The sequence below is a fragment of the Arthrobacter sp. B0316-1-20 genome, from assembly GCF_059091865.1.
The window spans coordinates 146795-172061 of the sequence record NZ_JBNHHC010000004.1; the positions used below are offsets into that span (position 1 = coordinate 146795).

Below are 25267 nucleotides of genomic sequence, written 5' to 3' on the forward strand. Positions count from 1 at the left end.
CCAGATGCATACAGGCGCGGCGGCCCAAACGCTTACGGACGCGGCCAGCAGCGGTGCGGTTCCTGAAACGGGCGGCTGGACGAGCACCAAAGTGCCATCCGACGGGTGGTGACCCCTGTGCATGACGGTGCCAGCTCAGCCCCGCGGGGCACCACTCAGCCCTGTCGCAGCCGCCGCTAGCGGCGTAGGCTTCGGCTGTGCCGGCCCTGTCCGTGGGATCCGTCCGCCCGGCCGGCAGTCGCCTATGAAGGAGTCCGCCATGACTGTTCTGGTCCAAAGTCTTGTGCCCGGTCTGACCCGCCAACAGTACGAAGACATCGCAGGAGCTCTTGGGGACAAACTCATGGGCACCCCCGGATTCAACGCCCATTACGCCTACGAGAGCGAAGACGGAATGATTGTTGTGGAAATTTGGGAGGCTGCCACGCAGCACGACGCCTGGTTTGACAACAATGTCAGGTCACACCTGCCGGCGGAGGTAACCCCGGAGAAGCACGAACTGGCGAACAAGATGACAACCTAGCGCTTCTATTCGATCTCGTAGCGAAAGGCTTTGCGGGTCCACGTCCTGGTGACCGCACGGGCGCGATGAGGGCGCCCGTATGGCAGGCAGTTCGATAGGACGGCCGCGCTCTGCTCGGTGGCCTGCCGCGGAGCGCCGGGACTCATGACACCACCCACGGCCGGTGCCAATCGACGTAGTCGGCAGTCAGTTCATCTGCGGCTGTCGGACCCCAAGACCCGGGTGTGTAGCTGTGCACCGGGGGCGGCGCATCCAGGAGTGGCTGCATGATCCGCTACGTCTCCTCGACCGCGTCCTGGCGGGTAAACCGCGTGCTCTTCCCGACCATCGCAGCCTGGAGCAACACCTCATACGGAGTCGGCCCTTCGCCCCCTTCATCGGCGAACTCCATGTCGAGATCGATGGCGCCGGGGCCGACCGTGTCCGCACGTAGAGCCTCGACCTTGAGCCTGACGCCGGTCGAAGGATCAAGCTTGATGACGATCTGGTTGGGCTCTGGTCGGCGATCGGATCCGAAGTCGAAGCCAAGCCGGGGCGGGTGCTTGAACATCAGCCGAAGCTCGGTCTGAGTGACCGTCAGCTTCTTGCCGGTCCGAATGAAGAACGGCACCCCCGACCAGCGCCAATTGTCGATGTCGAGCCGCAACGCGGCGTAAGTCTCCGTCGTCGAATCCGAGGCCACGCCGTTGATGCTCCGGTAACCCTCGTACTGGCCGCGGACGTAGTGGACAGGATTTGCCTCGGAAACCGCGCGGAACAAAGCAACCTGCGAGTCCTTGAGGGTTTGTGGATCACCTCCAGACGGTGGCTCCATTGCGGCCGCGGACACGACCTGCATGAGGTGGTTGACCACCACATCGCGCAACGCACCAACGGGATCGTAGAAGTGGCCACGGTCCTCGACGCCGAAGTCCTCGGCCATCGTGATCTGCACGCATTCGACATAGTTCCGATTCCAGATCGGCTCAAGCATCGTGTTGGCGAACCGCAGGTAAATGATCTCCTCCAAGCCCATCTTCCCCAGGTAGTGGTCGATCCGGTACAACTGTGACTCGTCGAGGTACTGGTGCAACTCCTCGGCCAGGGCGCGCGCCGAGGCTCGGTCATGCCCGAACGGCTTCTCAACCACCACCCGCGCCGTCGAGGTCAAGCCAGCGCGGGCCAAGCCCTTGACGACTGTGCCGAACAGGAAGGGTGGGATTTCGAGATAGAACACAGGACTGTCGGCGCCCTTGATCGCCTCGGCGACCCGCTCATAGGTCGCCGCGTCGCCGAAATCGCCTTGCACATAGGACAGCCGGGCCGCGAATCGGTCGAAGACGGCGGCGTCGATCACCTCCCCGGTTCCCTCGATCGACATCCGGGCCCGTTCCACCAACTGGTCTACCGTCCAATCATCGACGGCCACCCCGACGATCGGGCACTGCAACAACCCCCGAAGCTCCAGGCGGTACAACGATCTGAACGTCATCACCCTGGCCAGGTCGCCGGTGATCCCGAACACAACGAACACATCGGCGGGACGCTGACCAACGCTACTACTCGGCTGGTCAGGCCTAGGCGCGGTTCGGCCATCCATCGCTGCTGACATGGCATCTCCTCGAGTGATCGACCCTCTACCGGCAACATGAATCTGCTCGTGGGCTCCATGCCGGAGCTGACGCAGACCGGCTTCTTTCAGAGCCAATCACCGCCTCCCGGGCCCCGTCATCACCCTTTTTGGGTGATGACGGGGACCCACCCCGGGGGCCAGCATCAACGCCTAGAGGCAGCATCGGTAGACCGAGAACCCGCTCCTAGGAGGCTCCGGCATGACAGACGACCAGCACGCATGCGGATCGGCGCAAACGCGCACCAAGCAGGCGCTTTCGGTGGAGACCACGCCTCCAGCGCCCTCGTGAACTGCGAAGCCCACGACCCGGACAACCTCTACGTCGTCGACACCAGCTTCTTCCCCGGCATCGGCGCCGTGAACCCGTCCCTGACTGCACTCGCCAATGCTTTGCGGGTCGGTGACCACCCCACCGAACGCCTTGGAAATCTCGCGGGCAGGGGTGCGGCATGACGCTGTTCGAGGACGCCCTCATCCCGATGATGGAGGTGAACCCGGTTCCGTGGGCTCGAGCCCAGATGGCGTTCACGCTGGCCTTCCACATCATCTTGGTGCCACTTGGCGTGTCCTGGTCGATGATGGCGCTGATCGCCAACTATCGAGGCATCAGGCGGGCCGACGCTGACGCCATCCGGCTCGCGCAGCGCTGGTCGAAGTACATGGCGGTCACCTTCGCAGTGGGCGCCGTCACCGGGACGGTCCTCACCTTCGAGTTCGGCCTGCTGTGGCCTCAGTTCATGGGTCACTGGGGCGAGGCGTTCGGCGTGCCTTTCGCGTTCGAGGGTCTCTTCTTCTTTCTTGAGGCCGTTTTCATCTCGATCTACATCTTCGGCTGGCGTCGACTTAAGCCCTGGACCCACTTCTGGACCGGTGTCCCGATCGCCGTCGCCGGCATCTTCGGCAGCGTTTCCGTGGTGGCTGCCAACGCGTGGATGAACTCACCCGAAGGGGTCACACTGGACACCGGCGGGAACGTCGTGGCGGTGGACCCGCTGGGGGTGATCTTCAACGGGGCGATGCCGTTGATGGCGGCGCACATGGTGATTGCGGCCTATCTGGTCGGCGGCTTCCTGGTGGCCATGGTCTACGCGATGGCGATGCTGCGCGGGCGGCGGGACCGCTACCACAGGCTCGGCTTTCTCATCGCCTTCACTGTGGCCGCCATCGCCGTCCCGGTGCAGATGGGGGTCGGTGACGGCCTAGCTCGCTGGGTTTATAGCAACCAACCGGTCAAGTTCGCCGCCATCGAGATGGTGCCGACGACCAGCAGTGACGTACCCGAGACGCTGCTCGGCCATCTCAATTCAGAAGGAGAAGTGGTTGGCGGGGTCCCCATTCCCGGGCTCGCCTCGTGGTTGTCGGACCCCCGCACTGGCCGGGCGACCGTCGTGCAGGGACTCGACACTGTACCCGCCAACGAGCGGCCGACGAACCGCCAGGTGAACGTCGTCCATCTCGCTTGGGACATCATGGTCGGCGTCGGCACTGCCCTGTTCCTGCTGACGCTGTGGTACTGGGCATCGTGGATCTTCCGACGCGACATGCCTCGCAGCAAGTGGTTCCTGCGCTGCGCCGTCGCCGCCGGGCCCCTCGCCGTGCTGACGATGGAGGCGGGCTGGACCGTGAGCGAGGTCGGCCGACAGCCGTGGATTGTCTACAACAAGATGCGGGTGGAGGACGCCGCGACCACCAACACCGGAGTTTGGATCACCTTCATCGCGGTCACGATCCTCTATATCGGACTGGGCGCCACCACAATCCTCGTCCTGCGCGGGATGAGTCGTCGCTACCGCGAGGCACGACGATTCGACGAGACCGACTCCCCGTACGGACCGCGCAAACCGGTGAAAGAGACCTAGGGGCCGCCCATGGACACCGCCGCAGCCCTGCTCTTGTTCGCCGCCATCACCATCTACGCGATCTTCGGCGGCGCTGACTTCGGTGCCGGCTTCTGGGACCTGACTGCCGGTGGCGCGCAGCGCGGGGCGCGGCCGCGCGAGGTAATCGACCACTCGATCGGGCCCGTGTGGGAAGCGAACCACGTGTGGCTGATCTTCATCTTCGTCGTGCTCTGGACGTGTTTCTCCGAGGCCTACGCCTCGATCACCTTGACCATGTTCGTTCCCCTCACCCTGGCGGCCCTCGGCATCGTCCTACGCGGTGCCGGCTTCGCCTTCGGGAAGGCGGTGTTTCGGCAGCGAGCCCGCCGCAGCTTCGGCGCCATCTTCGCAGTCTCCTCGGTGCTGGTGCCCTACTGCTTCGGCGCCATCGCCGGAGGCATCGCATCCGGCCGGGTTCCGGCCGGCGGCCGGGCGGGCGATCCGCTGCACAGCTGGGTCAACCCGACATCGGTCGCCATGGGTCTGCTCGCCGTATCCGTGACGGCCTACGTCGCCGCGGTACTGCTCACCTGGGATGCCCGCCGCCTCTCCGACGAGGCGATCGTCGGCTACTTCCGCGTCCGCGCCGTGGCCGCTGGGGCCGTGGCTGGAGCCGTCGCGCTGGTTGGTCTCTTCGTCGTACGCAGCGAAGCCAGCTACGTCTTCGGAGGACTCACCTCACGCGCCCTGCCGCTGGTGATCATCTCGGCGGTCGCCGGGCTCGGCGCGCTTTTCCTGCTCCGCGGCCGACCCCGCCGCGGAGCGCGGCTTGCTGCGATCACCGCGGCCGGCGCCCTCGTGCTGGCCTGGGGCGTCGCACAGTGGAACTACCTGCTGCCCGAAACGCTCACGGTCTCGGCGGCTGCTGCGCCGTCGGGCACGATCACGGCCGTGCTGGTCGCGGCCGGTCTCGCCGTGCTGATGATCGTGCCGGCCTTCATCTTGTTGTACGTGCTCGACCAGCGCGGACTGCTCCTCGAAGAAGGCGACGACGACGAGCCCGGCCGGGGCCCCGGGGTCGTCCGTCCCTGACTTCACTGGCGAGGTGGCAAGCAAGCGAGCCGCTGACCGGGGTATCGACCGGAGGGCGTAGGATGCCACCGGCGTCGTGCTGTGAAGATGTCAGGAACCGGCGGGCGCTGGGCCTGCCGCTAACCGTTAGGCGCGGGACGAGTCCTTGGGCAGCCGGGCGGCCAGCTTCCAGGCGGCGGGCATCGCGGCGGCCGCGATCAGGGACTTCACGATGCCGCCGATGATGAACGGGTACAGGCCCCACTCGAGTGTCTGCTGCAGATCGGCGCCCAGCGAGATGGACAGCCAAGCCATGCCGAAGACGAAGGTGATCACGGTGCCGGCGAGGAAGGAGACCGTGGCGCCCAGGAACTTCTTGTCCCAGTTGCGCTTGGCCAGCCAGCCGGTCAGGCCCGCGGCGGCAACAAAGCCCACCAGGTAGCCGCCGGTCGGGCCGACCGCAGCGGCCAGGCCGGACGAAGCCTCGGAAAACACCGGCATGCCGGCGACACCGGCCACCCAGTACAGCGCCATCGCCAGCATCCCGCGGACCGGGCCCAGGGTGCTGCCGACCAGCAGCACGGCCAGGGTCTGGCCGGTGATCGGGACCGGCCACAGCGGCACGGCCAGCTGTGCCATCACAGCGGTCAAGCCGGCACCGCCGACCACCAGCGCGGTGTTGGCCAGGGCAGTGCTGGGGACGAGGGCGTCGGCCAGAACGCCCTGGCGAACGAGTGTAAACGAGCTCATGTCTACGCCTATCTGAACGGTTGTTGCCGTACCGGCGGTTATTTGGGTGTTTGCGACCTATGGCCGCAGGTCCCAGCAAGATACAGCGTCCTGACCATGCTGCCAAGAGGGCGGCTGCGCATAGCGTCCGCGGTGCCTGGTCCTGCCACCGGGCGGATCAGAGCCCAGGCGAAGATCCCCGGCGATGTCCCGAGGTTGCAGTTCCGTTGCTCGCCAGCGGCTGAACGCCGGTCTTGGCCTCCTCCTTGGATCGCGCGCTTTGGCCTTCGGTTAGGCGTACCGCCATAAGGCAGGTCATCTGTCCTTCGAGTGTGTCCAGATGCAGCCGGAGCAGGGACTCAAGCTTCCGCAGCCGCTGAGCGAGGGTGTTCCGATGGATGAAGAGTTTCTCGCATGCCCGTGATGGCTGGCAGTCGCTGTCCAGATACGTTTTGAGCGTGTCCAAAAGGTGTCCTGAATGTTTGCGGTCGTGGGCCACGAGAGGCGAGAGGAGCTTGCGGGCGCCGGCGAGTGCTCCGTGGCCGGCAGCCGCGGCCAACAGGGCATCGATACTGAGTTCGGGGGCCGTTACCGGCTCCGTTACGTGGTGTACCAGCTCGGTTGCAGCGCAGATACCTAGGCGCAACTCGTCCAGGCTCTCACACGGACCCTTGAGGACCACTGCCTGATCCCGGGCCAGTAATCGGAAGTTCTCCGTCAGTGACGATGCCAGGCTCCCGCCCCTGGCGGCCTGAAGCAGGTCCGGGGTTGGCCGCTGGGCTAACGCGACGACAGTGCCGTCCAAGACAATGATCCGAAGCTCCTCGAATGCCTCCTGAAGCATCAGGCGTATCTTCCAGACATTCGCCAGGCCGTCTTCGGCCAGCGCTGCCACTACCGCGAGCGTCGGGCGTTTGTCGTCCAGACCGGTCGAGCGGAAGGTGCGGGCGAATTCCTGCCCCGGTATCTCCTGCCAGTCGGCGGCCTGTGCGAGGAGCGATTGCAGCTGGGGTTGCCGGTGGGACGCCGTTTGTAGGGCACTTCTGAGCTGCACCGCCATGATGGAGGCCGCCGGCGCCAGCAGGGAAGCCAGGGGTTCGTCCCGGGTACTGCCGCGAACGACAACCTGGAACGAGTCGCCGCCACCCATCGGGAGCGGGACACGGCGGTCATCGTCATCATCGGTTGCAGCCCGGCGCAGGTCCTCGTCGGTCCAATGGGAAGTGCCGGGCGATTGGGCGATGACGGAACCGCCGCCGTCGATTATCGCCACCGAACCCCCGACTGCCTTTCTAACCTCGCCGAGCATCCTGCGCACAGGAGATGCTGTGGCAGCATGCCGGGAGCACGCTTCCGCGAGTTCCCATGACCGGGTCCGTACGGTGAAATGTTCGGCCTGCAGCACATTCGTGATGTGGCGATGGACCTGCAGGAAGGAGACAAAGTGGGGTATTTCCAAGAGTGGAACGTCGAAGCAGGTGGCCGCCTCGACCAAGCCTGGCGGTAGGAAGTGATGGGCGGTTCCCGTTCCGAAGGCAATAGCCGCAACGGGAACACCGGCAAGCCGCTCGACGTAGGCGGACCAGGTCCGGTCGTCCTCGATGTTCATGCCGATGCCGTTGGTGAGCAGGAGGACGTGCGGGGTAAGGAGCGGCGTGGGATCCATGATCTCCGTCGGTGCGCACCAGCTGATTCTGCGATCAAGCCGACCGGGGGAGGACGGCGTATGGAGGCGCAACTGGAGGGCAGCGTCCGCTAGTAAGTCAGCCACGATCACGAGGATTCCTTTGGTTGCACCTGCCTCAAGCATATGTGCGCGCTGCCCAGTTGGGCAGGCCCGATGTTGGGCGCCTGCCTACTTCCAAGCCGGACAAGCAGGCCCATAGGGTGGGTGCCATGCCGCAATCTGTGACAGCGGGTCGACGTCTGACGATTAACTCGGACTTGGGCGAATCCCTGGGCCTGCATTCCTTTGGCAACGACGCTCAACTCATGGACATCATCGACGTGGCCAACGTTGCTTGCGGTTTCCATTCAGGGGATCCGGACACAATGGCCGCCAGCGTGGAGGCTGCCGGCCAACACAGCGTGAAGATCGGGGCCCATCCGGGACTGCCGGACCTGGTGGGATTCGGCCGCCGTGAGATGAGGCTGACCGGTGCGGAGGTGGAGACACTGCTCCTGTATCAGGTCGGGGCGCTGACGGCGTTTTTGAAGCAGTACGGCCTGGAGTTGAATCACATCAAGCCGCATGGCTCGCTTTACGGCATGCTTGCCCGCGACCCCGGGCTCATGGAGGCCGCGGCGAGGGTATCAGCCCTGTACAGCGTTCCTTTCTACGGTCTGGCGGGAACTGAGCACCAGAAGGTATGCGACCAATTCGGCGTTCCCTTCGTCGGGGAACTGTACGTTGACTTGAACTATGGACCCGGGGGTGAACTGCTGATCCAGCGCCGCCCCGAACCCACCAATCCGGCGGCGGCAGGGAATCGCGTGCGCCGGGTTCTGAACGAGGGGGTGGTTGAAGCGGTGGATGGAACGCTGCTCAACATCAGTTTTGAAAGTGTCTGTGTGCACTCGGATGCTCCGAACGCCGTCGAGGTAGCGGCGGCGGTGCGCGAAGCGCTGTCGGCACACAACTCCACTGCCGATCCCACCACCTCCTGAAAGGGGTTCCCCCGTGGCTGACATCCTCTCGCCGCTGCCCGGAATTTTCTACCGCAAGCCCGGACCGGACAAGGATCCCTACGTCCACGAAGGCGACCATGTCGACGTCGGCCAAACCGTCGGCATGGTTGAAGTCATGAAGCAGTTCACAGAGGTCCGCAGTGATGCCGCCGGCACGATTGATCATTTCCATATTGAGGACGGTGGCACGGTGAATCCCGGGGAAGCCATAGCGACGGTCAGCGAGGGGTGACGATGGAACGGCTGTTCATTGCCAACCGGGGCGAGATAGCGGTCCGTGTCATACGCTCCGCCCGGGAGCTCGGCATCGGGACCGTCGTGGCGGCGAGCGAACCGGATGAGAAGTCCCACGCGGCGCAGCTGGCCGACGAGTACAGGATCGTCGGCCCGGCCCCGGCCACCAAGAGCTATTTGGACCAGTCCGCGGTGCTTTCCGCCGCTTTGGAGAGCGGGTGCGACGCCGTCCATCCGGGCTACGGGTTTCTGTCCGAAAATGCGGCTTTCGCGGCCGCCGCCATTGAGGCCGGTTTGACCTGGATCGGTCCTTCGCCCGAAGCCATCGAGCTGATGGGGGACAAGGCGCGGGCGCGGGATGCAGCCCGGCGGGCGGGTGTGCCGATCCTGCAGGGCAGCGAGGGCGCCGTCGGACACGGCGAGGACCTTATCGCCGAAGGCCGGGAAATCGGGTATCCCCTGCTGGTCAAGGCATCGGCCGGCGGCGGCGGCCGCGGCATCCGTTTGGTCACATCCGAGCAGGACCTGGTCGCAACGGTCGAGGTGGCCCAGGCGGAGGCCAGGGCGGCCTTCGGCAGCGCCGATGTCTACCTTGAGCGGTTCCTGGGCCGGGCCAGGCATGTGGAGGTGCAGGTTCTCGGGGACGGCCAGGACGCCATCCACCTGGGGGACCGGGACTGTTCGATGCAGCGGCGCCAGCAGAAAATCCTCGAGGAGGCACCTGCCCCGGCCCTGCCCGACGCAGTCCGGGAAAGGATCCAGCAATCATCGGTGGAGCTGGCCCGCGAATGCCACTACCGGGGCCTTGGCACGGTCGAGTTCCTCTACGATCCGGAATCGCATGAGGCGGCATTCATTGAAATGAACACCCGCCTTCAGGTGGAGCATCCGGTGACCGAGATGATCACCGGCCTGGACCTGGTGCGCGAACAATTGCTTGTCGCTGGCGAGGGAAAGTTGCCTCTGTCCCAGGATCAAGTCCAGTTCCGGGGCCATTCCTTCGAATTCCGGCTCAACGCGGAGGACCCGTCGAGCGGCTTTATGCCCAGCCCCGGCACCTTGGAACGCCTGGACTGGCCGGGCGGGCCGGGGGTGCGGATCGACTCCGGGTTCGTGGCAGGCTCGGTGGTCGCCCCGTTCTACGACTCACTGCTGGCCAAGCTCATTGTCTGGGACGCCAGCCGGGACGAAGTCATCGCACGGTGCGTTCGGGCGCTCGGTGAAGTGGATGTGGAAGGAGTCAAGACCACCCTGCCCCTGCTTCAGGCGCTGATCCAGCGGCCCGAACTGCGGGACGTGGAGCATCATTCGAAATTCTTGGAGACCACGCCGGAGCTGCTGGGAGGTGCGGCATGACCGCTCCAGCCGCCGGGGCTGCCGCCCGGTATACCTGGGGCGGGGACGAGTTCCTCTTCGTGGAAATCGACGAGGCCATGAGCCTTGCCGCGAACTTCCGGTCTAACGCCATGGCCTCCCTGCTTGGCGCGGACAAGGTTAGCGGCATCATAGACATTTGCCCAGCAAATGCCTCGCTGCTTATCAGGTTCGATCCGGATGCCCTGCCTCCCGCCGAGCTGGAGGAGAGGGTACGGCGGATTGAGGAGACGGTCACCCGGACGACTCATCCCACGCTGGACACCCGCCTGGTGGAAATCCCTGTCTGGTACAACGATCCCTACACCCATGAGACAGCTGCCCGGTTCAGGACCAACCACCAGCGCCCGGAGGGCACGGACCTCGAGTTTGCCGCCCAAGAGAACGGCCTTTCCTCGGTCGACGAATTCATCCGGCGGCACTACGGCTCGCCCTGGCTGGTGTCGATGGTCGGCTTTGTTGCTGGCCTGCCCTTCATGTTCCAGATTGTTCCGCAGGAGCAGCAGTTGGAAGTGCCGAAGTACCTCAGTCCCCGGACCGACACCCCTGCCTTGACCGTTGGGCATGGCGGGTGCTTCGCCTGTATCTACTCCGTCCGCGGCGCCGGCGGATATCAGATGTTCGGCATCGCCGCGGCCCCGATATTCGATCCGGCTCAGTCACTGCCGGATTTCAAGGATTTCATGATCTTTTTCCGGCCCGGCGATATCGTCAAGTTCCGCCCCGTGGACGAGGCCGAATACCGGAAGATCCAGGACGAAGTTGAGGCCGGCACCTTCAAGTACCGGCAAGCGCCGGTCCAGTTCGATCTACAGCGCGCGTTGGAGCAACCGGCCGAATACAACAGGGAGATTTTGGAGCGGCTCAATGGCATTTGAGATCCTGGAACCGGGTCTGGCCACAACGGTCCAGGACCAGGGCCGCTTCGGGTACTACAACGTCGGCATCCCACAAGGCGGCGCGATGGACGGGCTGTCTGCGGAGATGGCCAACGCGCTGGCCGGAAACACCCCTGCTGAGGCTGTGCTGGAGTGCACCTATATGGGCCCCAGATTCCGTACGGATAGTGCGGCGGTCATCGCGGTCACCGGCGCGCCGGTGGATGTCAAAGTCAATGGCGAGGCGAGAGGACAATGGTCGCGGCTGGAACTGGACGCCGGCGACGAGGTCTCCTTCGGCATTCTCAAGGGCGGCACCCGCTTCTATATTGCCGTCCACGGAGGCGTTGACGTGCCGGTGGTCCTGGGCAGCCGTTCCACCTACGGGCTCGGTGGGATCGGCGGATTTGGCGGCCGCCCGCTGCGGGCCGGTGATCTGGTCCCCGTCGGGAACGGCGCCGCACCGTCCGGGTGGGAACCACCGCAGGAGATCGAGCCCGGGCTCCGCCCGGTATTCGAGAAGGAGGTCTCCGTCCGGGTCATGCCCGGGCTGTACGACCACCGGCTGACGGCACAGGGAATGGAAACGCTGCTTGGTGCCGTCTGGACCCTCACCCCGGTGGCGGACCGCACGGGCCTGCGCTATTCCGGGCCGGAGGTGGAATGGGAGCCCAGGCGGCAGCCCTTTGGCGCCGGGTCGGACCCGTCGAACATCGTCGATGCCGGCTACGCCGTCGGATCCATCCAGATCCCGGGTGGCAAGGAGCCGATTGTGCTGCACCGGGACGCGGTTTCGGGCGGCGGCTACGCCATGGTGGCCACTGTTATCAGCGCGGACATGGATCTGCTGGCACGTAGCGCGCCGGGGACCAAGACCCGCTTCCGCAGGGTGGGCATGGATGAAGCACTGGAAGTTAGGGCGCAACAGCGGTCCCTACGCGCCAGGTTATGGGGCGGCGGGGACTGACAATATCCGCAGGCCGGTTAACGGCACCGCCGTGCAGCCGGTCTTGTGCACGGTTCTGATGCATTCTCCGGGCACGTTCGGACCGCCGCTAGTGAAGTTCGCCGGACGTGTGATATTGACGTGACCTCTACCACATCGTAGAGTAATGGCCACCTTAACCCGATTGGGTAGGAGAAAGAGGGCCGGTAGGCTCTGGGGGAACGTATAGAGCGTGGAGCGGCCTCCGTTCCGAGCACCAGCTGTTTAGCCGCATTGGGAGCAGCCATGATCCCTCAGAACGCCAGCGAAGCGCGCGTGCTGCTGGCAACGGGAGGAACCATTGCATCCCGGTCCCCTCCCGAGGACGAGGAAGCCGCTGTTGCCCCCGCCTGCGGGGGAGCAACTGCTAGGAAGCGCTGTGTCGTCCTTGTTCCTGGTGCGTGATCGGCGCGCTTCTCAAGGGTTCCTACCCGACCAGCGTCCCGTAGTCTTCCCCGGGCCCATTAGGCAGCCCTTCCGCCTCATGCTCCAACGGCTCGTCGAAAACACTAACAACCACGACGACGTCGGTTGGCTCACGTTCGAACAGACCGCCGATTCCTTCATCAGCCGCTCGCCGCGAAAGGAAGCAAGCCCGTGAGCAGCACCCGTGAGGTCAGTGTTGACCTGAGTACCCCCACCCAGGATGAGAAGCGGCGCTTCCCTTCCTTCTCCAAGAAGACCACCAATACGTCCACCGTCCTGGCACTGCTCGCCTGGACCATCGCCGTCTTTGACTTCGGGCTTTTCGGCACGCTGCTGCCGGCCATGCAGGACGAGTTCGGCTGGACCGCTCCCGAAGCCTACGCCATCAATACCTGGATTGCCGTGGGCACCGCTATCGTGTGTTTCGGCATCGGCCCCGTGATCGACCGCCTCGGCCGACGCCGGGGAATGATGACCACCATCGGCGGTACCGCCGTCGTCTCGGGCCTGACATCGTTGATCCCCGCGGGCCTGGGCTTCATCAGCAACGCACTCCTGGTCTTCATCCGGTCCTTCGGCGGGCTCGGCTTTTCGGAACAGGCAGTCAACGCAACCTACATGAACGAGGTTTACCAGGTTACCGAGGACGAGAAGAGGCGCCGGCGCCCAGGCTTCCACTATTCCTTCATTCAGGGCGGCTGGCCGCTGGGTTTCCTGCTGGCCAGTACGCTGGCTCTGGTCTTCCTGCCCTCCTTCGGCTGGCGGCCCCTGTATCTGATGGCTTGTGTCCCCGCGGCCATCATCATGTGGGTCATAGCAAAGAAGCTGAGGGAAACCCCGCAGTTCGAACTGCACCACCGCCTTACGCAGCTCGAGAAGCACGGACAGAGCGACGAGGCCCACGCCCTGGCCCACGCGTACGGGGTGGAGCACTCCTCCACGGCACCCCTGAAGCGCATCTGGGCGCCGCACCTGCGCCGAAACACCATCGTTCTCTCGCTGGCCTGGATCATCAACTTCTTTGGCATCGCGATCTTCAGCATCCTCGGAACCTCCGTTCTGAAGAACGCCAAGGGCGTGGAGCTAACCACGGCGTTCTGGCTGCTGATCGTCATCAATGGCCTGGCCTACTTCGGCTACGTCTTCCACGGCTGGCTCGGGGACAAGATCGGCCGCAAGCCGACTATCGTCATCGGCTGGATCATCTCGGGCATCTGCTTTAGCATCATGCTCAGTCCCTTGGCCGCCAATTCAGGGATGATCATTCTGACCTACGGTGCAGGACTGTTCTTCCTGGTCGGCCCTTACGCGGCGATCCAGTACTTCATGGCGGAGTGCTATCCCGTGAGCTGCCGGGCCACCGGCACCTCGTTCATCGGCGCCATGAGCCAGCCCGGGACCATCCTTGGCGGAGCACTGTTCACCGTTGTGGCAACAGGGGCGGGAACCGGTGCGGCTGCCCTGTGGGTAGGAGCGTTGGGAACCCTGGTTTCCGGTCTGCTGATGCTCGCCGCCAAGCCGCCGCTGGAGGCTCTACTGGAGGATCATCCCCAAGATGTCTGACGACGCGCCGGTTGCCAATTAGACGTGCGTCAGCGACATCGGCCGGGGCTGGCGGTGCGTTGCGCCCAGCGCAGGGCGCCGCAATTCGACGCGCTTTCCGCGATCAGTACCGGCCGGAAACAGCCAAGGCTGCAAGACAGGTTCCCCAAAAGACAGCATGAGTATCAAAAAAGCATCCAGTGCCCGAGAACAGCACCCTCGACGCCGCAGCGGCGGAAGCTCGCCTTAAGCCCCTACCGCGGCATGAACGCTTAGGCGTAGTTTGAGTCTTGTCCAGCGGCCCCCACTCCCGTGGAGGGCGCCTAAACCCGATCTAAACCTTGGAGCTCGCACATGGCACTCTTACTCATAAAGCACCGCGTTGCCGACTACGACTCCTGGCGTGAGGTCTACGATTCCGTGGCAGACATGCAGGAATCTGCCGAGGTAACCAGCGAGTCCGTGCACCGAATGGTTGATGACCCGGACAACGTTCTCGTGCTTCACTACTTCGATTCCGTTGACAAAGCCCGCGACTTCACACGCCTCCCGCAGCTGAAAGAAACGATGCAGCGGGCCGGTGTCGAGGGCGAGCCGCGCTTCGAGTTCTACGAATAGAAGACGGCTCGACGACTCTGGCAGCAGGGTCAGCCCTTTGTAAGCGGCTATCGAATTTGCCGAGGGCTTTAACCTCGAGAGCCCGCCGATCCCGGCAAACAGGCAGATCAATCGTGCCCTGGGCGCATGCGGTTGCGCTTCGTCTCGGAGCGCCTACGTTTTTCCTCGAGCCGACGACGTCGTGAGCCACTCGTGGGCCTGCTCGATCGCCGGACGACTGGGGGAACCACTGCGTCTCGCAGGAGTGCGGCGAGGCGTTGTCTCGCAGCAGTCCGGTTACGCCGCTGGGAACGGTACTCGGAGGCGCTGATGGTAAGCACCGTGCCCGCGATTCTCTCGGCGAGCCGGCCGATGGCGCGTTCGCGTTGGACCTCGCTCAGTGCCGTTGTCGTACGTAGGTCCAGACTGAGCTGCACACGTGAATCGGCGGTGTTGACGCTCTGGCCGCCAGGGCCGGAGGCTCGCGAGAACTGCTCTACCAGTTCTCCCGCCGGCACCCGGAGGCCGCGGGGAGCGCCGGGTCCCGGGGGCACAAGCAGGTCGTCCACACGATTATTGTGCCGCAACTGCCACGCGACATCGTCGCCCGCCCGTGCGCGCGTCGACGAAGTCCGCAATACCTCCACGCGGGTTCTCTCAGGACTAGGTTTCAGATGATGTCGTGCTCATAGCAGAGCACGCTCCCAGAAGCTCGGTCCGACAGGTTCATGGAAGTCGCTCCGGGCGACTAGGTAGCCCTCGCTGTTCACGGTGATCGGCAGTTGCGGCAGTGGTCGAAATGCCGGGCCGAAAATCACCTTGCATTGCTGCGTCACGTCGAAGGTGGACTGGTGGCAGGGGCAAAGCAGGTGGTGGGTGTGCTGCTCGTACAGGGCCACCGGGCAGCCGACGTGCGTGCAGATCTTGGAATAGGCAACGATGCCGTCGTAGGCCCAGTCCTCCCGGCCGGGACTGGGATGCAGATCCGCCGGGTTCAGACGGACGAGCAGGACCACCGACTTGGCTTTTTCGACGAGCTTGCCTTCGGACAGTTCGTTCAGGCCTTCGGGGATGACATGGAAGATAGCGCCGAAGGTCACGTCCGAGGCCTTGATCGGCGTGCCCTCAGGGTCGCGGGTGAGGCGGACGCCCTTGGACCACAGTGTGTGTCCCAGGATGGCCGGATCGAGGTTCTTGGACAGGTCGCGGAAGATGCCGATGGCCGGCAGGATGGCCAGCACCCCGGCACCGATGAGGGTGTTGCGGATCAGCGGCCGGCGCTTGATGCCGGACTCCTCAAGGACTTGGCCGATGATTTGCTCCGCGTCCCGACGGTCCTCTTCGGTGCTGACCTCGTGGCGCTCCTCGACCATTTCATGGTCCGGCATCAGGGTCTTCGCCCAGTGGATAATGCCGACGCCGATGCCGAGCATCGAGAACGCGATGCCCATGCCGAGCAGTACGTTTTGCAGGCGCAGCGTGGAAATCGCAGTGGACTCACCCAACGGGATGGCAAAGTACCCGACGAAGAAAAGCAGGGTACCGATCACGGAAATTGCGAAGAGAATCGCAACCTGGCGTTCGGCACGCTTGGCGGCCCGGGGATCCTTGTCGGCCAGGCGCGGGCGGTGGGCAGGTAGTCCAGGATCCTGGAACTTCTCCACTTGGCCCTGGGGGCCAGCCGTAGCATCGGTGTCCGAGGTGTTCGGGTCGCCTTGTTTATGGTCGCCCATGATCCCTCTCATCCTTCTCTGTAAATGACTTTAGGAGTGCGTTTGTGTTATTTCAATGGTTTTCCCGGCAGCCGCTGGGCGCTCCCGCCGGGCGGAAGAGCGTCTATTGACGCGGCGGGCGGCGGAGGGGCTTCTTTCAAAACTCTCGGCTCGCTAGCATGGCGCGCATGGCCATCAAACTTGAGAACGTTGGTATCGCCGTCCGAGACATCGAAGCAGCGATCGCCTTTTTCACAGACCTCGGTTTGACAGTTGTCGGCCGCGACACGGTCAGTGGTGAGTGGACCGACACCGCCGTCGGACTCGATGGCAACCATGCCAATATCGCGATGCTCCAGACCCCAGACGGTCACGGTCGACTCGAGCTCTTCGAATACATCCACCCCGAAGCGATCGAGTCGATGCCCACTCGACCTAACGAGATTGGCATGCACCGCGTCGCATTCTCAGTCGATGATTTGGCTAAGGCCCTTGAGATAGCCGCGAAACACGGCTGCCGGCCGCTTCGCGGGGTGGCGACCTATCAGGACGTCTACAAGCTCACGTACGTCCGCGGCCCCAGCGGCATCATCGTGATGCTCGCTGAGGAACTGAAGAAGAACTAACGAGGGACGGAACGGCGATGGGAACCCTCGCCTACGTGGCTACCGTGTCCATCGACGGCTACGTCGCCGACGCCGACGGCGACTTCCAGTGGACGGCTCCGACCGAGGCGGTGTTTGCTGTCCACCTCGAACGCCTGGCCGAGGTGTCCACGGAGGTGCTCGGGCGGAGGACCTATGCATTGATGGGGTACTGGGACACCTACCAGGACGCCGAGGACCGTCCCGTGGCCGAGCGGGAGTTCGCCAGGCGCTGGCGGGACATCGACAAGGTCGTGGCGTCGTCGACAATGACGGGCCAACAGCTCACTTCGGACCGGGCCCGCATCGTGCCGGACCTGAGCTTGGTCGAGCTGCAGCGCGTCGTGGAGCGGGCGAAGGGGGTAGTTGAAATCTTCGGGCCCACCGTTGCGGCGGACGCGATCCGTGCGGGCCTGGTTGACGACTTCCGGTTCTTCGTGGTTCCGAAGATGGTGGGCGGCGGTCTGCGCGCGCTGCCTGACGACGTGAAGCTCGACCTGGGCCTCGCTGAGCACAGAATCTTCGAGAACGGCACCGCGTATCTGCGGTACCTGCCTCGTTGAGGCGACGCCGCGACCGTCTTGTTGGAACGACTGCGCAGCAGGGTGTGGGACAGGCCGGAGGTGATAGGCGGCGGGCTGACTGCCAATCGACCGGCTGCTCGACGATGGCTCGTCGCTATGGTTCGTTTCCGTAGACGAGTCGCTCCAAGGACTCCAAGCTCATCTCATCCGCTGCCAGTTCCACTTCACCGTCGCTGGTCTGAATACTCACCACCCGTCGGTTTCTTCGGAGCTCTTTTCGCCTCTGCCGAGGCAGCACACGGTGCTCGGGGAATGACTGGACTTTGAGAACTCGGGGCGCCCCGATGACGTGGTCCAAGCCAAACGGTTCAATGACGTTGCCCTCTCTGAAAACAATGATGTTTGGTTTGAGCTGAGCAGACCCGGGTGCCCACCGGTCGCGAAGTGACCCGGGCACAGCATGCGGGAAGCGGATAAGGCATTCAATGATTCCGAGTTCTTCGATGTCCGTGGCCAAGCGCCTGAGTTTGTCGCGCCTTACTCCGAGGAACAGCAGGGCCTCGACGAGGCTGATTACCACGAGGCTGAAAAGGATTCGGGTGCCAAAATCCGCATTCGGGAGCAGGATATTTGCAGGCAACAGGGCCACCACGGGCACCCACCAGATGGCGTGGTCGGACATACGCTCCAATTTGCTCTTCGGAGTGCGTGTCGGTGTTTCGGGCGCGACCATGCTTCATTTTCGTCTCTCCGCCTTGGGATTTACTCGCACAAGAGCTCATTGCACCTATCCGCAAGCGGATAGGAGATGCCTGTATTCACGAGGTGCCATCACATCGCCAACGAACGCCGGTGCGGCAGGTTGTATCCTAGCGCCGGAATGTCAGGTGGACTGTGCCGCTCTCGGCCGTCTCGGCGGTGACGTCGTAGCCGGACTCCAATCCGCGCAGGTCGTCCCAGAGGCGGATACCGCTGCCCAGGATGATCGGCGCGATCGCGACGTGGAGCTGGTCGACGAGTCCGGCCTTGAGGAAGTCGCGCGCGACGGTTGCTCCGCCGCCCACGCGTACGTCTTGGCTGCCGGCAGCTTCCAGTGCGCGGTCGAGCGCCTCCTGCGGCGTTGCGGAGAGGAAGTGGAACGTCGTGCCGCCGGTCATTTCGATTGGCGGCCGTGGTGCGCTGTGCGTGAGAACGAAAACCGGGACCCGGAAAGGGGGCTCATCATCCCACCAGCCTCGCCAGTCCGGGTCATCAGGGAAGTTGTGCAGGCCGAACATTCCCGCGCCCATGATCTCTGCGCCGACGTCAGCGAAGTACGCCTTCGCATACTCGTCGTCCACGCCCGTCGTGCCCTTGCCTGAAGTGTCGTGTAAGACGCGTTCGCGGAAGGTCCGGGTCGCTACGTACGCGTCGACCAGGCGCGACCAGTCTTCGCCCATCGGGTTCTCGGGGGTTTGATCCGTCGTTGTCGCGAACCCGTCGAGCGAGATGTTGAGGTCAACGCGAACGGCCATCGGTACTCCAAGTCCTGGGTGCTTGTCGATGGCAATCACGATACTGGAGGTTCCGAGCTCGTCAAGGAGCATCGGTGCACCTTCCCCGGCAAACTACCAGCTCTTGACATGGAAGATACGTCGTCTCATTCTGGGCGGAGGTGCTCGATTGATGTTCCCTAGACCAAGCCGGCATGCGGTTAGAGTGGCAGGAAATCGTGAAACGTCACCTCCAAAGACAGGCGCCAAGCAGCCGGCGCACTATCTTGGGCATGGCCCTGGTGATTGCCTTCCTGATGCTCGCCGGGTGGGGCATGTTCTTCGCCGTCGTACTGCCAGGGCAGTACGAACTGGCCGACCGGGCACCTTTTGGCCTCGGACTGGCCTTTACGGCTTTCATTCTGGGGGCGCGCCACGCATTCGACGCCGACCACATTGCGGCGGTGGACAACACCACACGCAAGCTGGTGGGGGAGGGCGGCCGGCCGGTTTCCGTAGGTTTCTGGTTCGCCTTGGGACATTCGACCGTCGTCATCGTTGCAGTGACGCTGCTGGCCGCCGGCCTGAATCTGCTGGCCGACCAGATTTCCGACAGCGGGTCGTTGCTCGCTTCCATCACCGGAGCCTGGGGTGTCATCGTCTCCGGACTATTCCTGCTACTGATCGGTTCACTGAACCTGTATTCGTTCATCGGGATCGCCCGCGTATTCCGTCAGCTCAGGAGTGGCGAATACAACGAGGCTGAAATGGACGACCTGCTGCAAAACCGCGGCCTCCTTAACCGGGTATTGGGGCCGCTGGCCCGGCAGATCGACCGGCCTTGGAAGATGTATCCCATCGGTTTGATGTTCGGGCTGGGATTCGACACGGCAACCACGATTGGGCTGTTTGTGATCGGCGGCAGCGCCGCCCTGGCCGCACCCTGGTATGTAGTTCTGGTGCTGCCGATCCTGTTCACCGCAGGCATGACTTTGTTCGACACGCTCGATGGCATCTTCATGCACCGGGCCTACCAGTGGGCGTACGCACGCCCCGTCCGGAAGGTGTATTACAACCTCATGGTCACCGGCACGTCAGTCATGGTGGCCTTCCTCGTCGGGGGAGTAGGACTCATGGGGCTGCTGGCCGAGAGAATGCAGCTCCATAGTGGTCCTGTTGCCTGGGTCGCTTCCGTAAATCTGGAGAACTTCGGCTTCCTGATCTGCGCGCTGTTCGCGGCAACTTGGCTGACCGCGGTCGCGTACTGGAAGCTGGGCAACGTCGAGGCCCGCTACTCGGTGCCGGACTAAATGACCCTTCGAGAGCACCTACACGGGCATCTTTAATGAGTCAAGCGGACGGTTGCGCTTTGTCCCCTACACGCCTACATTTGAGTGCACGAGGTGGCAGACTATGCACGAGCTCTCACTTACGGAAAGCCTCATCGACGCCGTTCTGGACCGAACAGGTGATCGGCAGGTCACCCTCGTGAGCCTTCGCATCGGGACGCTCTCGGGTGTGCTGCCTGACGCTATGCGTTTCTGCTTCGAAGTCGCCTCCGCCGGCACAACGCTCGCCGGAGCGCAGCTCACTATTGATGAGCCCCGGGGCCTGGGTCGGTGCCGTGACTGTAAGCGCGATTTCCCGCTGGAAGATCTGATTCTGTTGTGCCCCTGCGGCAGTGCCGACGTGGAAGTCCTCGGAGGCCGTGAACTGATGGTGACCTCAGTGGAGGTGGCATAGATGTGTACTACGTGTGGCTGCGGCGACGCTGAGAACACGCGGGTAGCGGGCGTCGAGATCGGGGCGGCCGGCCACGAGCATCCGCATCACCACATCCATCCCCATGACCATGCTCGTCCCCATACCCATGACCATGAGCATGCTGACGGCGGCCCGCAAACCATTGTGCTGGAGCAGGATCTGCTCGCCAAGAACGACCTGCTGGCTGCCCGAAACCGCGGCTGGTTGGAGGGGAGGAGCATCCGCGCTCTGAACGTGATGAGCTCGCCCGGCGCAGGCAAGACCACGCTGCTGGTCCGCACGCTTCAGGATCTCGGCGACCGGCTGCAGGCCGGCGTCATCGAAGGCGACCAGGAAACGTCGCTGGATGCCGACCGCATCCGCGCACTCGGACGGCCTGTCATCCAGATCAACACGGGAGCCGGTTGCCACCTTGATGCCAACATGCTCCGCCGAGGACTGGATGCCCTGGATCCGGCTATGGAGTCGACGGTGTTCATCGAGAACGTCGGAAACCTCGTTTGTCCGGCGCTCTTCGACCTGGGCGAAGCCGCCAAGGTGGTGATCATTTCGGTGACGGAAGGTGATGACAAACCGCAGAAGTACCCGCAGATGTTCATGGCAGCCGACTTGGTGATTGTTAATAAGTCGGACTTGTTGCCGTACGTGGATTTCGACATCAGCGCGTGCCTGGAGCGCATCCGCCAGAAGAATCCGCGCACCGAATTTATGGTCGTTTCGGCCACCACCGGCGAGGGACTGTCCCGCTGGTATCAGTGGCTCGAAGGAGAAACACCCGAGCCGGAAACCCTGACCGGGTCCCTGACAACCGACGCTCACTGAGCTCTTTGCGGGCTCTGAAGGAGGCAATGATGCCTACCGAAACATCCTTGCAGGCTGAAGAAGCTCTCATCCACGTGCTGTGGATCAACGCGGGGCTCAGCTGTGACGGCGATTCGGTCGCGCTGACGGCGGCCACCCAGCCCAGCGTCGAGGAGATCGCGCTCGGCGCGCTGCCCGGGTTGCCCAACATCGCGATGCACTGGCCGCTGATCGACTTCCAGTGCGGGCCCCAGGAAGGGGCCGACGATTTCCTCGAGTGGTTCCGTAAGGCGGACCGCGGTGAACTGGAGCCGTTCGTCCTGGTGGTCGAAGGCTCCATCCCGAACGAGCAGCTCCACGATCCCGGAGGCTACTGGTGCGGCTTCGGCAACGATTTGGAGACCGGGCAGCCGATCACCACCAGCGAATGGCTGGACCGGCTTGCACCGAAAGCCACCGCGATCATCGCGGCCGGTACCTGCGCCACCTACGGCGGTATCCATGCGATGGCCGGCAATCCGACCGGGGCCATGGGCGTGCCTGACTATCTGGGGTACGACTGGAAATCCAAGGCAGATATTCCGATCGTCTGCGTCCCGGGTTGCCCCATCCAGCCGGACAACCTCTCGGAAACCATCACGTATCTGCTTTACCAAGCTACCGGACAGGCACCGCCGATTCCGTTGGACGAGGCGCTGCGCCCCACGTGGTTGTTCGGCAAGACGGTCCATGAAGGCTGCGACCGCGCCGGCTACTACGAGCAGGCCGACTTCGCCACGGAGTACGGGTCGCCGAAGTGCATCGTCAAGCTCGGCTGCTGGGGGCCCGTGGTCAAGTGCAATGTCCCCAAACGAGGGTGGATGAACGGTCTCGGCGGCTGCCCGAACGTCGGCGGTATCTGTATCGGATGCACGATGCCGGGATTCCCGGACAAGTTCATGCCGTTCATGGACGAGCCGCCCGGCGGCAAGCTTTCAACCAATGCCGTGCGTCCCTACGGTGCGGCGATCAAGGCGCTGCGCGGCATCACGGCCAACACACTGGACAAGGAACCCAAGTGGCGCGCGCCCGGACGTGAACTCTTGACCGGTGCCCGGCGCACTTGGTAACCGACCGGACCCTTCCAGACAAGGCGAAGAAAATGACCTCCACTATTCCAACGCCTTCCCAGAGCAGCACAGGCGAAAACCTTGTGGAGATGGCGTGGGACCCGATCACCCGGATCGTCGGCAGCCTCGGCATCTACACCAAGATTGATTTCGAAAACAACCAGGTTGTTGAGTGCCGCAGCACGTCTTCGATCTTCCGCGGCTACTCCTTGTTCATGAAGGGCAAGGATCCTCGCGATGCCCACTTCATTACCAGCCGGATCTGCGGCATCTGCGGCGACAACCATGCCACCTGCTCCTGCTATGCCCAGAACATGGCCTACGGCGTGAAACCCCCGAATTTGGGCGAGTGGATTGTGAACCTGGGCGAAGCGGCCGAGTACATGTTCGACCACAACATCTTCCAGGAGAACCTCGTCGGCGTGGACTACTGCGAAAAGATGGTCTCCGAAACCAACCCCGGCGTATTGGCGAAGGCGGAGAACACCCGCGCCCCGCACGAACCTGACCACGGCTACCGGACGATCGCGGACATCATGCGCTCGCTGAACCCGTTCACCGGCGAGTTCTACCGGGAGGCCTTGCAGGTCAGTCGCCTCACGCGTGAGATGTTCTGCCTGATGGAGGGACGCCACGTCCACCCGTCAACGCTGTACCCCGGTGGCGTCGGCACAGTGGCGACCATCCAGCTCATGACCGACTACATCACCCGATTGATGCGCTACGTGGAGTTTATGAAGAAGGTTGTGCCGATGCATGATGACCTCTTCGACTTTTTCTACGAGGCCCTGCCGGGTTACGAGCAAGTGGGCCTGCGCCGCACCCTGCTCGGCTGCTGGGGCGCCTTCCAGGATCCTGATGTCTGCAATTTTGAGTACAAGGACATGACTGACTGGGGCCGGAAGATGTTCGTGACTCCCGGCGTCGTTGTTGATGGAAATCTGGTGACCACTGATTTGGTCCGGATCAACCTCGGAATACGGATCATGCTCGGTTCCTCCTACTACGAGGACTGGGAAGGCCAGGAAATGTTTGTGACGCAGGATCCGCTGGGCAATCCGGTGGACCGCCGGCATCCCTGGAACCAGCACACCAATCCGAAGCCGCAGAAGCGCGATCTGGCGGAGAAGTACAGCTGGGTGATGTCCCCGCGCTGGTTCGACGGCACGGACAACCTCGCCCTGGACACCGGCGGCGGCCCGCTGGCCCGGCTCTGGTCGACGGCGCTGGCGGGGCTGGTCGACGTGGGCTACATCAAGGCCACCGGCCACAGTGTGCAGATCAACCTGCCCAAGACCGCGCTCAAGGGGCCGGTATCTTTCGAATGGCACCCGCCGCAATGGAGCAACACCCTGGAGCGCAACCGGGCCCGCACGTACTTCCAGGCCTACGCCGCCGCGGCCGCATTGCATTTCGCCGAGAAGGCGCTCGAAGAGATCCGGGCCGGAAGGACCAAGACCTGGGAAACCTTCGAGGTCCCTGACGAGGCCTTCAGCTGCGGTTTCACCGAGGCCGTGCGCGGCGTGCTTTCGCACCACATGGTGATCCGCGACGGGAAGATCGCCAACTACCACCCGTACCCGCCGACCCCGTGGAACGCGAGCCCGACGGATTCCCAGGGCATCTCCGGGCCCTACGAGGACGCGGTCCAAGGGCAACCCATCTTCGAGGAGAACGACCGCGAGCACTTCAAGGGGATCGACATCATGCGCACGGTGCGTAGCTTCGACCCCTGTCTGCCCTGCGGTGTCCACATGTACCTGGGCAAGGGGCAGACCCTGGACAAACTGCACTCCCCAACCCAGACGATGACCGGCGAGTGACCTGCCATGCCAGCCGTGGAGCAGCCGCGCCAGATCGGTGACCGCATCGGCACGCTTCTGGACGCGCTCGGGGCTGGCGGCGCCGTCGCCCGCGAACGCGCGGAGGATCTGGTCCGCGAGGTGGCAGACCTGTACGGAGCGGGACTGGAACGGATGCTGGAGATCCTCAAGGACCGCGGAGCGCTCGATCCGGCCACCATGCAGGCACTGACGGCGGATGAGCTGGTGTCCGCGGTGCTGCTCATCCACGGGCTGCACCCGCAGGACGTTCAGACCCGGGTTGCCGCGGCGCTGGACAGCGTCCGTCCTTACTTGGGCTCTCACGGCGGCGACGTGGAACTGTTGGCAATTAACGACGACGGCGTGGTGCGGCTGCGTCTGTTGGGCACCTGCCAGGGGTGCCCGTCGTCGTCCGTTACCCTCAAGTACGCGGTGGAGGAGGCGATTGAAGCCGCTGCCCCGGAAGTCGCTGCAATTGAGGTTGTCGAGGCCGAACGGGCCGCCGCCTCGCCGGCGGTGATCCCCGTGGACGCGCTGCTGGTCCGGCTGAACAGGGAGCCCGATGGCTCCCGGGAGCAGCCAACCGGTTCCTGGGAGCCGCTGCCCGAGCTCGCCGAGCTGGAACCCGGGGAGGTTGCGGGCTTCGTGGTCGGCGGCTATTCCCTGCTGGCTTGCCGGACAGGGCAGGACGTGTATGCCTACCGCGACTACTGCCCGCGCTGCACCCGCTCGCTGGAAGGCGCGGCGCTGCAGCGAGCACTCGCGGCACCGGTCGGCGGCGGCCTGTTGCGCTGCCCGTCCTGCCGCAGCCACTTCGACGTGCGACAGGCCGGCATCTGTTTGGAGGACAAGGCCATGCACCTGGATCCGCTGCCCCTGCTGATCCGTGGCGGCGTGATGAGCGTGGCCGTCCCGCAGTCCGCCGGGCACGGAGGCTGA

The 25267-nt window shown here is 64.0% G+C and carries 26 protein-coding genes; 19 read left to right on the plus strand and 7 right to left on the minus strand.

The window, feature by feature from the left end:
• Positions 1–259: 259 nt before the first annotated feature.
• Positions 260–523 (plus strand): hypothetical protein, encoded by a 264-nt coding sequence (locus tag AC5RW2_RS08100; RefSeq protein ID WP_493949623.1) that lies wholly within the window; start codon positions 260–262, stop codon positions 521–523.
• A 274-nt stretch (positions 524–797) separates the two neighbouring features.
• On the opposite strand, the gene zwf is transcribed toward AC5RW2_RS08100, so the two are convergent.
• Positions 798–2114: a glucose-6-phosphate dehydrogenase gene (gene zwf / locus AC5RW2_RS08105; RefSeq protein WP_493962993.1), complete on the minus strand. Its 1317-nt coding sequence runs from the start codon at positions 2112–2114 to the stop codon at positions 798–800.
• 240 nt (positions 2115–2354) lie between these two features.
• On the opposite strand from zwf, the gene AC5RW2_RS08110 reads away from it, so the two are divergent.
• Genes AC5RW2_RS08110 through AC5RW2_RS08120 form a run of 3 tightly spaced genes read left to right on the plus strand, consistent with a single transcriptional unit; the run spans position 2355 to position 5047 of the window.
• Entirely contained in the window at positions 2355–2588 is a 234-nt protein-coding gene (locus AC5RW2_RS08110) for a GMC oxidoreductase (protein WP_493949625.1), read from the plus strand.
• Positions 2585–3994 (plus strand): cytochrome ubiquinol oxidase subunit I, encoded by a 1410-nt coding sequence (locus tag AC5RW2_RS08115; protein ID WP_493962992.1) that lies wholly within the window; start codon positions 2585–2587, stop codon positions 3992–3994. The genes AC5RW2_RS08110 and AC5RW2_RS08115 overlap by 4 nt, the downstream gene beginning before the upstream one ends.
• A gap of 9 nt (positions 3995–4003) precedes the next feature.
• Positions 4004–5047, plus strand: a complete 1044-nt coding sequence (locus tag AC5RW2_RS08120; protein ID WP_493962991.1) for a cytochrome d ubiquinol oxidase subunit II — start codon at positions 4004–4006, stop codon at positions 5045–5047.
• Positions 5048–5173: 126 nt separating this feature from the next.
• On the opposite strand, the gene AC5RW2_RS08125 is transcribed toward AC5RW2_RS08120, so the two are convergent.
• Positions 5174–5776 carry a biotin transporter BioY gene (locus AC5RW2_RS08125; RefSeq protein WP_493949628.1) on the minus strand — a complete coding sequence of 201 codons (603 nt, stop codon included), beginning with the start codon at positions 5774–5776 and terminating at the stop codon, positions 5174–5176.
• A gap of 157 nt (positions 5777–5933) precedes the next feature.
• Positions 5934–7565, minus strand: a complete 1632-nt coding sequence (locus AC5RW2_RS08130; protein ID WP_493962990.1) for a PucR family transcriptional regulator — start codon at positions 7563–7565, stop codon at positions 5934–5936.
• Between the two features lie 86 nt (positions 7566–7651).
• Between AC5RW2_RS08130 and pxpA the strand changes: the two genes are divergently transcribed.
• From pxpA to AC5RW2_RS08165, 7 genes are all read left to right on the plus strand, one after another.
• Positions 7652–8422 (plus strand): 5-oxoprolinase subunit PxpA, encoded by a 771-nt coding sequence (gene pxpA / locus AC5RW2_RS08135; protein WP_493962989.1) that lies wholly within the window; start codon positions 7652–7654, stop codon positions 8420–8422.
• Positions 8423–8435: 13 nt separating this feature from the next.
• Complete coding sequence (locus tag AC5RW2_RS08140) at positions 8436–8675, plus strand: acetyl-CoA carboxylase (RefSeq protein ID WP_493949631.1); 240 nt, start codon at positions 8436–8438, stop codon at positions 8673–8675.
• Positions 8676–8677: 2 nt separating this feature from the next.
• Positions 8678–10033 carry an acetyl-CoA carboxylase biotin carboxylase subunit gene (locus AC5RW2_RS08145; RefSeq protein WP_493962988.1) on the plus strand — a complete coding sequence of 452 codons (1356 nt, stop codon included), beginning with the start codon at positions 8678–8680 and terminating at the stop codon, positions 10031–10033.
• Positions 10030–10929, plus strand: a complete 900-nt coding sequence (locus AC5RW2_RS08150; RefSeq protein ID WP_493962987.1) for a 5-oxoprolinase subunit B family protein — start codon at positions 10030–10032, stop codon at positions 10927–10929. Before AC5RW2_RS08145 ends, AC5RW2_RS08150 begins: the two co-directional genes overlap by 4 nt.
• The gene (locus tag AC5RW2_RS08155; RefSeq protein WP_493962986.1) at positions 10919–11896 is read left to right on the plus strand and encodes a 5-oxoprolinase subunit C family protein; all 978 of its coding nucleotides are present in this window, start codon (positions 10919–10921) and stop codon (positions 11894–11896) included. The genes AC5RW2_RS08150 and AC5RW2_RS08155 overlap by 11 nt, the downstream gene beginning before the upstream one ends.
• Positions 11897–12511: 615 nt before the next feature.
• Entirely contained in the window at positions 12512–13903 is a 1392-nt protein-coding gene (locus AC5RW2_RS08160; RefSeq protein ID WP_493962985.1) for an MFS transporter, read from the plus strand.
• Between the two features lie 333 nt (positions 13904–14236).
• The gene (locus tag AC5RW2_RS08165; RefSeq protein ID WP_493962984.1) at positions 14237–14500 is read left to right on the plus strand and encodes a hypothetical protein; all 264 of its coding nucleotides are present in this window, start codon (positions 14237–14239) and stop codon (positions 14498–14500) included.
• Between the two features lie 107 nt (positions 14501–14607).
• Here AC5RW2_RS08165 and arfB read toward each other — a convergent pair whose 3' ends face one another.
• Positions 14608–15048: an alternative ribosome rescue aminoacyl-tRNA hydrolase ArfB gene (arfB, locus tag AC5RW2_RS08170; RefSeq protein WP_493949637.1), complete on the minus strand. Its 441-nt coding sequence runs from the start codon at positions 15046–15048 to the stop codon at positions 14608–14610.
• A 117-nt stretch (positions 15049–15165) separates the two neighbouring features.
• Complete coding sequence (gene qcrA, locus AC5RW2_RS08175) at positions 15166–16212, minus strand: cytochrome bc1 complex Rieske iron-sulfur subunit (RefSeq protein ID WP_493962983.1); 1047 nt, start codon at positions 16210–16212, stop codon at positions 15166–15168.
• Positions 16213–16379: 167 nt separating this feature from the next.
• Here qcrA and AC5RW2_RS08180 point away from each other — a divergent pair, with 167 nt between their 5' ends.
• Both AC5RW2_RS08180 and AC5RW2_RS08185 read left to right on the plus strand, forming a co-directional pair.
• Positions 16380–16817, plus strand: a complete 438-nt coding sequence (locus tag AC5RW2_RS08180; RefSeq protein ID WP_493962982.1) for a VOC family protein — start codon at positions 16380–16382, stop codon at positions 16815–16817.
• A gap of 17 nt (positions 16818–16834) precedes the next feature.
• The gene (locus AC5RW2_RS08185) at positions 16835–17398 is read left to right on the plus strand and encodes a dihydrofolate reductase family protein (RefSeq protein ID WP_493962981.1); all 564 of its coding nucleotides are present in this window, start codon (positions 16835–16837) and stop codon (positions 17396–17398) included.
• Positions 17399–17513: 115 nt separating this feature from the next.
• On the opposite strand, the gene AC5RW2_RS08190 is transcribed toward AC5RW2_RS08185, so the two are convergent.
• Both AC5RW2_RS08190 and AC5RW2_RS08195 read right to left on the minus strand, forming a co-directional pair.
• Complete coding sequence (locus tag AC5RW2_RS08190) at positions 17514–18041, minus strand: hypothetical protein (protein ID WP_493962980.1); 528 nt, start codon at positions 18039–18041, stop codon at positions 17514–17516.
• A 187-nt stretch (positions 18042–18228) separates the two neighbouring features.
• Positions 18229–18873, minus strand: coding sequence for a dihydrofolate reductase family protein (locus tag AC5RW2_RS08195; protein ID WP_493950084.1), 645 nt, complete (start codon positions 18871–18873; stop codon positions 18229–18231).
• A gap of 251 nt (positions 18874–19124) precedes the next feature.
• Between AC5RW2_RS08195 and AC5RW2_RS08200 the strand changes: the two genes are divergently transcribed.
• From AC5RW2_RS08200 to AC5RW2_RS08225, 6 genes are all read left to right on the plus strand, one after another.
• Positions 19125–20141 carry a HoxN/HupN/NixA family nickel/cobalt transporter gene (locus AC5RW2_RS08200; protein WP_493962979.1) on the plus strand — a complete coding sequence of 339 codons (1017 nt, stop codon included), beginning with the start codon at positions 19125–19127 and terminating at the stop codon, positions 20139–20141.
• Between the two features lie 103 nt (positions 20142–20244).
• The gene (locus AC5RW2_RS08205) at positions 20245–20574 is read left to right on the plus strand and encodes a hydrogenase maturation nickel metallochaperone HypA/HybF (protein WP_493962978.1); all 330 of its coding nucleotides are present in this window, start codon (positions 20245–20247) and stop codon (positions 20572–20574) included.
• The gene (hypB, locus tag AC5RW2_RS08210; RefSeq protein ID WP_493962977.1) at positions 20575–21417 is read left to right on the plus strand and encodes a hydrogenase nickel incorporation protein HypB; all 843 of its coding nucleotides are present in this window, start codon (positions 20575–20577) and stop codon (positions 21415–21417) included.
• A gap of 29 nt (positions 21418–21446) precedes the next feature.
• On the plus strand, positions 21447–22505 hold the full coding sequence (locus AC5RW2_RS08215; RefSeq protein ID WP_493941573.1) for an NADH-quinone oxidoreductase subunit B family protein: 1059 nt from the start codon (positions 21447–21449) through the stop codon (positions 22503–22505).
• Positions 22506–22537: 32 nt separating this feature from the next.
• The gene (locus tag AC5RW2_RS08220; RefSeq protein WP_493949646.1) at positions 22538–24328 is read left to right on the plus strand and encodes a nickel-dependent hydrogenase large subunit; all 1791 of its coding nucleotides are present in this window, start codon (positions 22538–22540) and stop codon (positions 24326–24328) included.
• A gap of 6 nt (positions 24329–24334) precedes the next feature.
• Positions 24335–25267 (plus strand): NifU family protein, encoded by a 933-nt coding sequence (locus AC5RW2_RS08225; protein ID WP_493949647.1) that lies wholly within the window; start codon positions 24335–24337, stop codon positions 25265–25267.

Coding starts and splice junctions, on each gene's coding strand:
- AC5RW2_RS08100 (WP_493949623.1), top strand. CDS start 260: ATGACTGTTCTGGTCCAAAGTCTTGTGCCCGGTCTGACCCGCCAACAG.
- zwf (WP_493962993.1), bottom strand. CDS start 2,114: ATGTCAGCAGCGATGGATGGCCGAACCGCGCCTAGGCCTGACCAGCCG.
- AC5RW2_RS08110 (WP_493949625.1), top strand. CDS start 2,355: ATGCGGATCGGCGCAAACGCGCACCAAGCAGGCGCTTTCGGTGGAGAC.
- AC5RW2_RS08115 (WP_493962992.1), top strand. CDS start 2,585: ATGACGCTGTTCGAGGACGCCCTCATCCCGATGATGGAGGTGAACCCG.
- AC5RW2_RS08120 (WP_493962991.1), top strand. CDS start 4,004: ATGGACACCGCCGCAGCCCTGCTCTTGTTCGCCGCCATCACCATCTAC.
- AC5RW2_RS08125 (WP_493949628.1), bottom strand. CDS start 5,776: ATGAGCTCGTTTACACTCGTTCGCCAGGGCGTTCTGGCCGACGCCCTC.
- AC5RW2_RS08130 (WP_493962990.1), bottom strand. CDS start 7,565: ATGCTTGAGGCAGGTGCAACCAAAGGAATCCTCGTGATCGTGGCTGAC.
- pxpA (WP_493962989.1), top strand. CDS start 7,652: ATGCCGCAATCTGTGACAGCGGGTCGACGTCTGACGATTAACTCGGAC.
- AC5RW2_RS08145 (WP_493962988.1), top strand. CDS start 8,678: ATGGAACGGCTGTTCATTGCCAACCGGGGCGAGATAGCGGTCCGTGTC.
- AC5RW2_RS08150 (WP_493962987.1), top strand. CDS start 10,030: ATGACCGCTCCAGCCGCCGGGGCTGCCGCCCGGTATACCTGGGGCGGG.
- AC5RW2_RS08155 (WP_493962986.1), top strand. CDS start 10,919: ATGGCATTTGAGATCCTGGAACCGGGTCTGGCCACAACGGTCCAGGAC.
- AC5RW2_RS08165 (WP_493962984.1), top strand. CDS start 14,237: ATGGCACTCTTACTCATAAAGCACCGCGTTGCCGACTACGACTCCTGG.
- qcrA (WP_493962983.1), bottom strand. CDS start 16,212: ATGGGCGACCATAAACAAGGCGACCCGAACACCTCGGACACCGATGCT.
- AC5RW2_RS08180 (WP_493962982.1), top strand. CDS start 16,380: ATGGCCATCAAACTTGAGAACGTTGGTATCGCCGTCCGAGACATCGAA.
- AC5RW2_RS08185 (WP_493962981.1), top strand. CDS start 16,835: ATGGGAACCCTCGCCTACGTGGCTACCGTGTCCATCGACGGCTACGTC.
- AC5RW2_RS08190 (WP_493962980.1), bottom strand. CDS start 18,041: ATGTCCGACCACGCCATCTGGTGGGTGCCCGTGGTGGCCCTGTTGCCT.
- AC5RW2_RS08195 (WP_493950084.1), bottom strand. CDS start 18,873: ATGGCCGTTCGCGTTGACCTCAACATCTCGCTCGACGGGTTCGCGACA.
- AC5RW2_RS08200 (WP_493962979.1), top strand. CDS start 19,125: ATGGCCCTGGTGATTGCCTTCCTGATGCTCGCCGGGTGGGGCATGTTC.
- AC5RW2_RS08205 (WP_493962978.1), top strand. CDS start 20,245: ATGCACGAGCTCTCACTTACGGAAAGCCTCATCGACGCCGTTCTGGAC.
- hypB (WP_493962977.1), top strand. CDS start 20,575: ATGTGTACTACGTGTGGCTGCGGCGACGCTGAGAACACGCGGGTAGCG.
- AC5RW2_RS08215 (WP_493941573.1), top strand. CDS start 21,447: ATGCCTACCGAAACATCCTTGCAGGCTGAAGAAGCTCTCATCCACGTG.
- AC5RW2_RS08220 (WP_493949646.1), top strand. CDS start 22,538: ATGACCTCCACTATTCCAACGCCTTCCCAGAGCAGCACAGGCGAAAAC.
- AC5RW2_RS08225 (WP_493949647.1), top strand. CDS start 24,335: ATGCCAGCCGTGGAGCAGCCGCGCCAGATCGGTGACCGCATCGGCACG.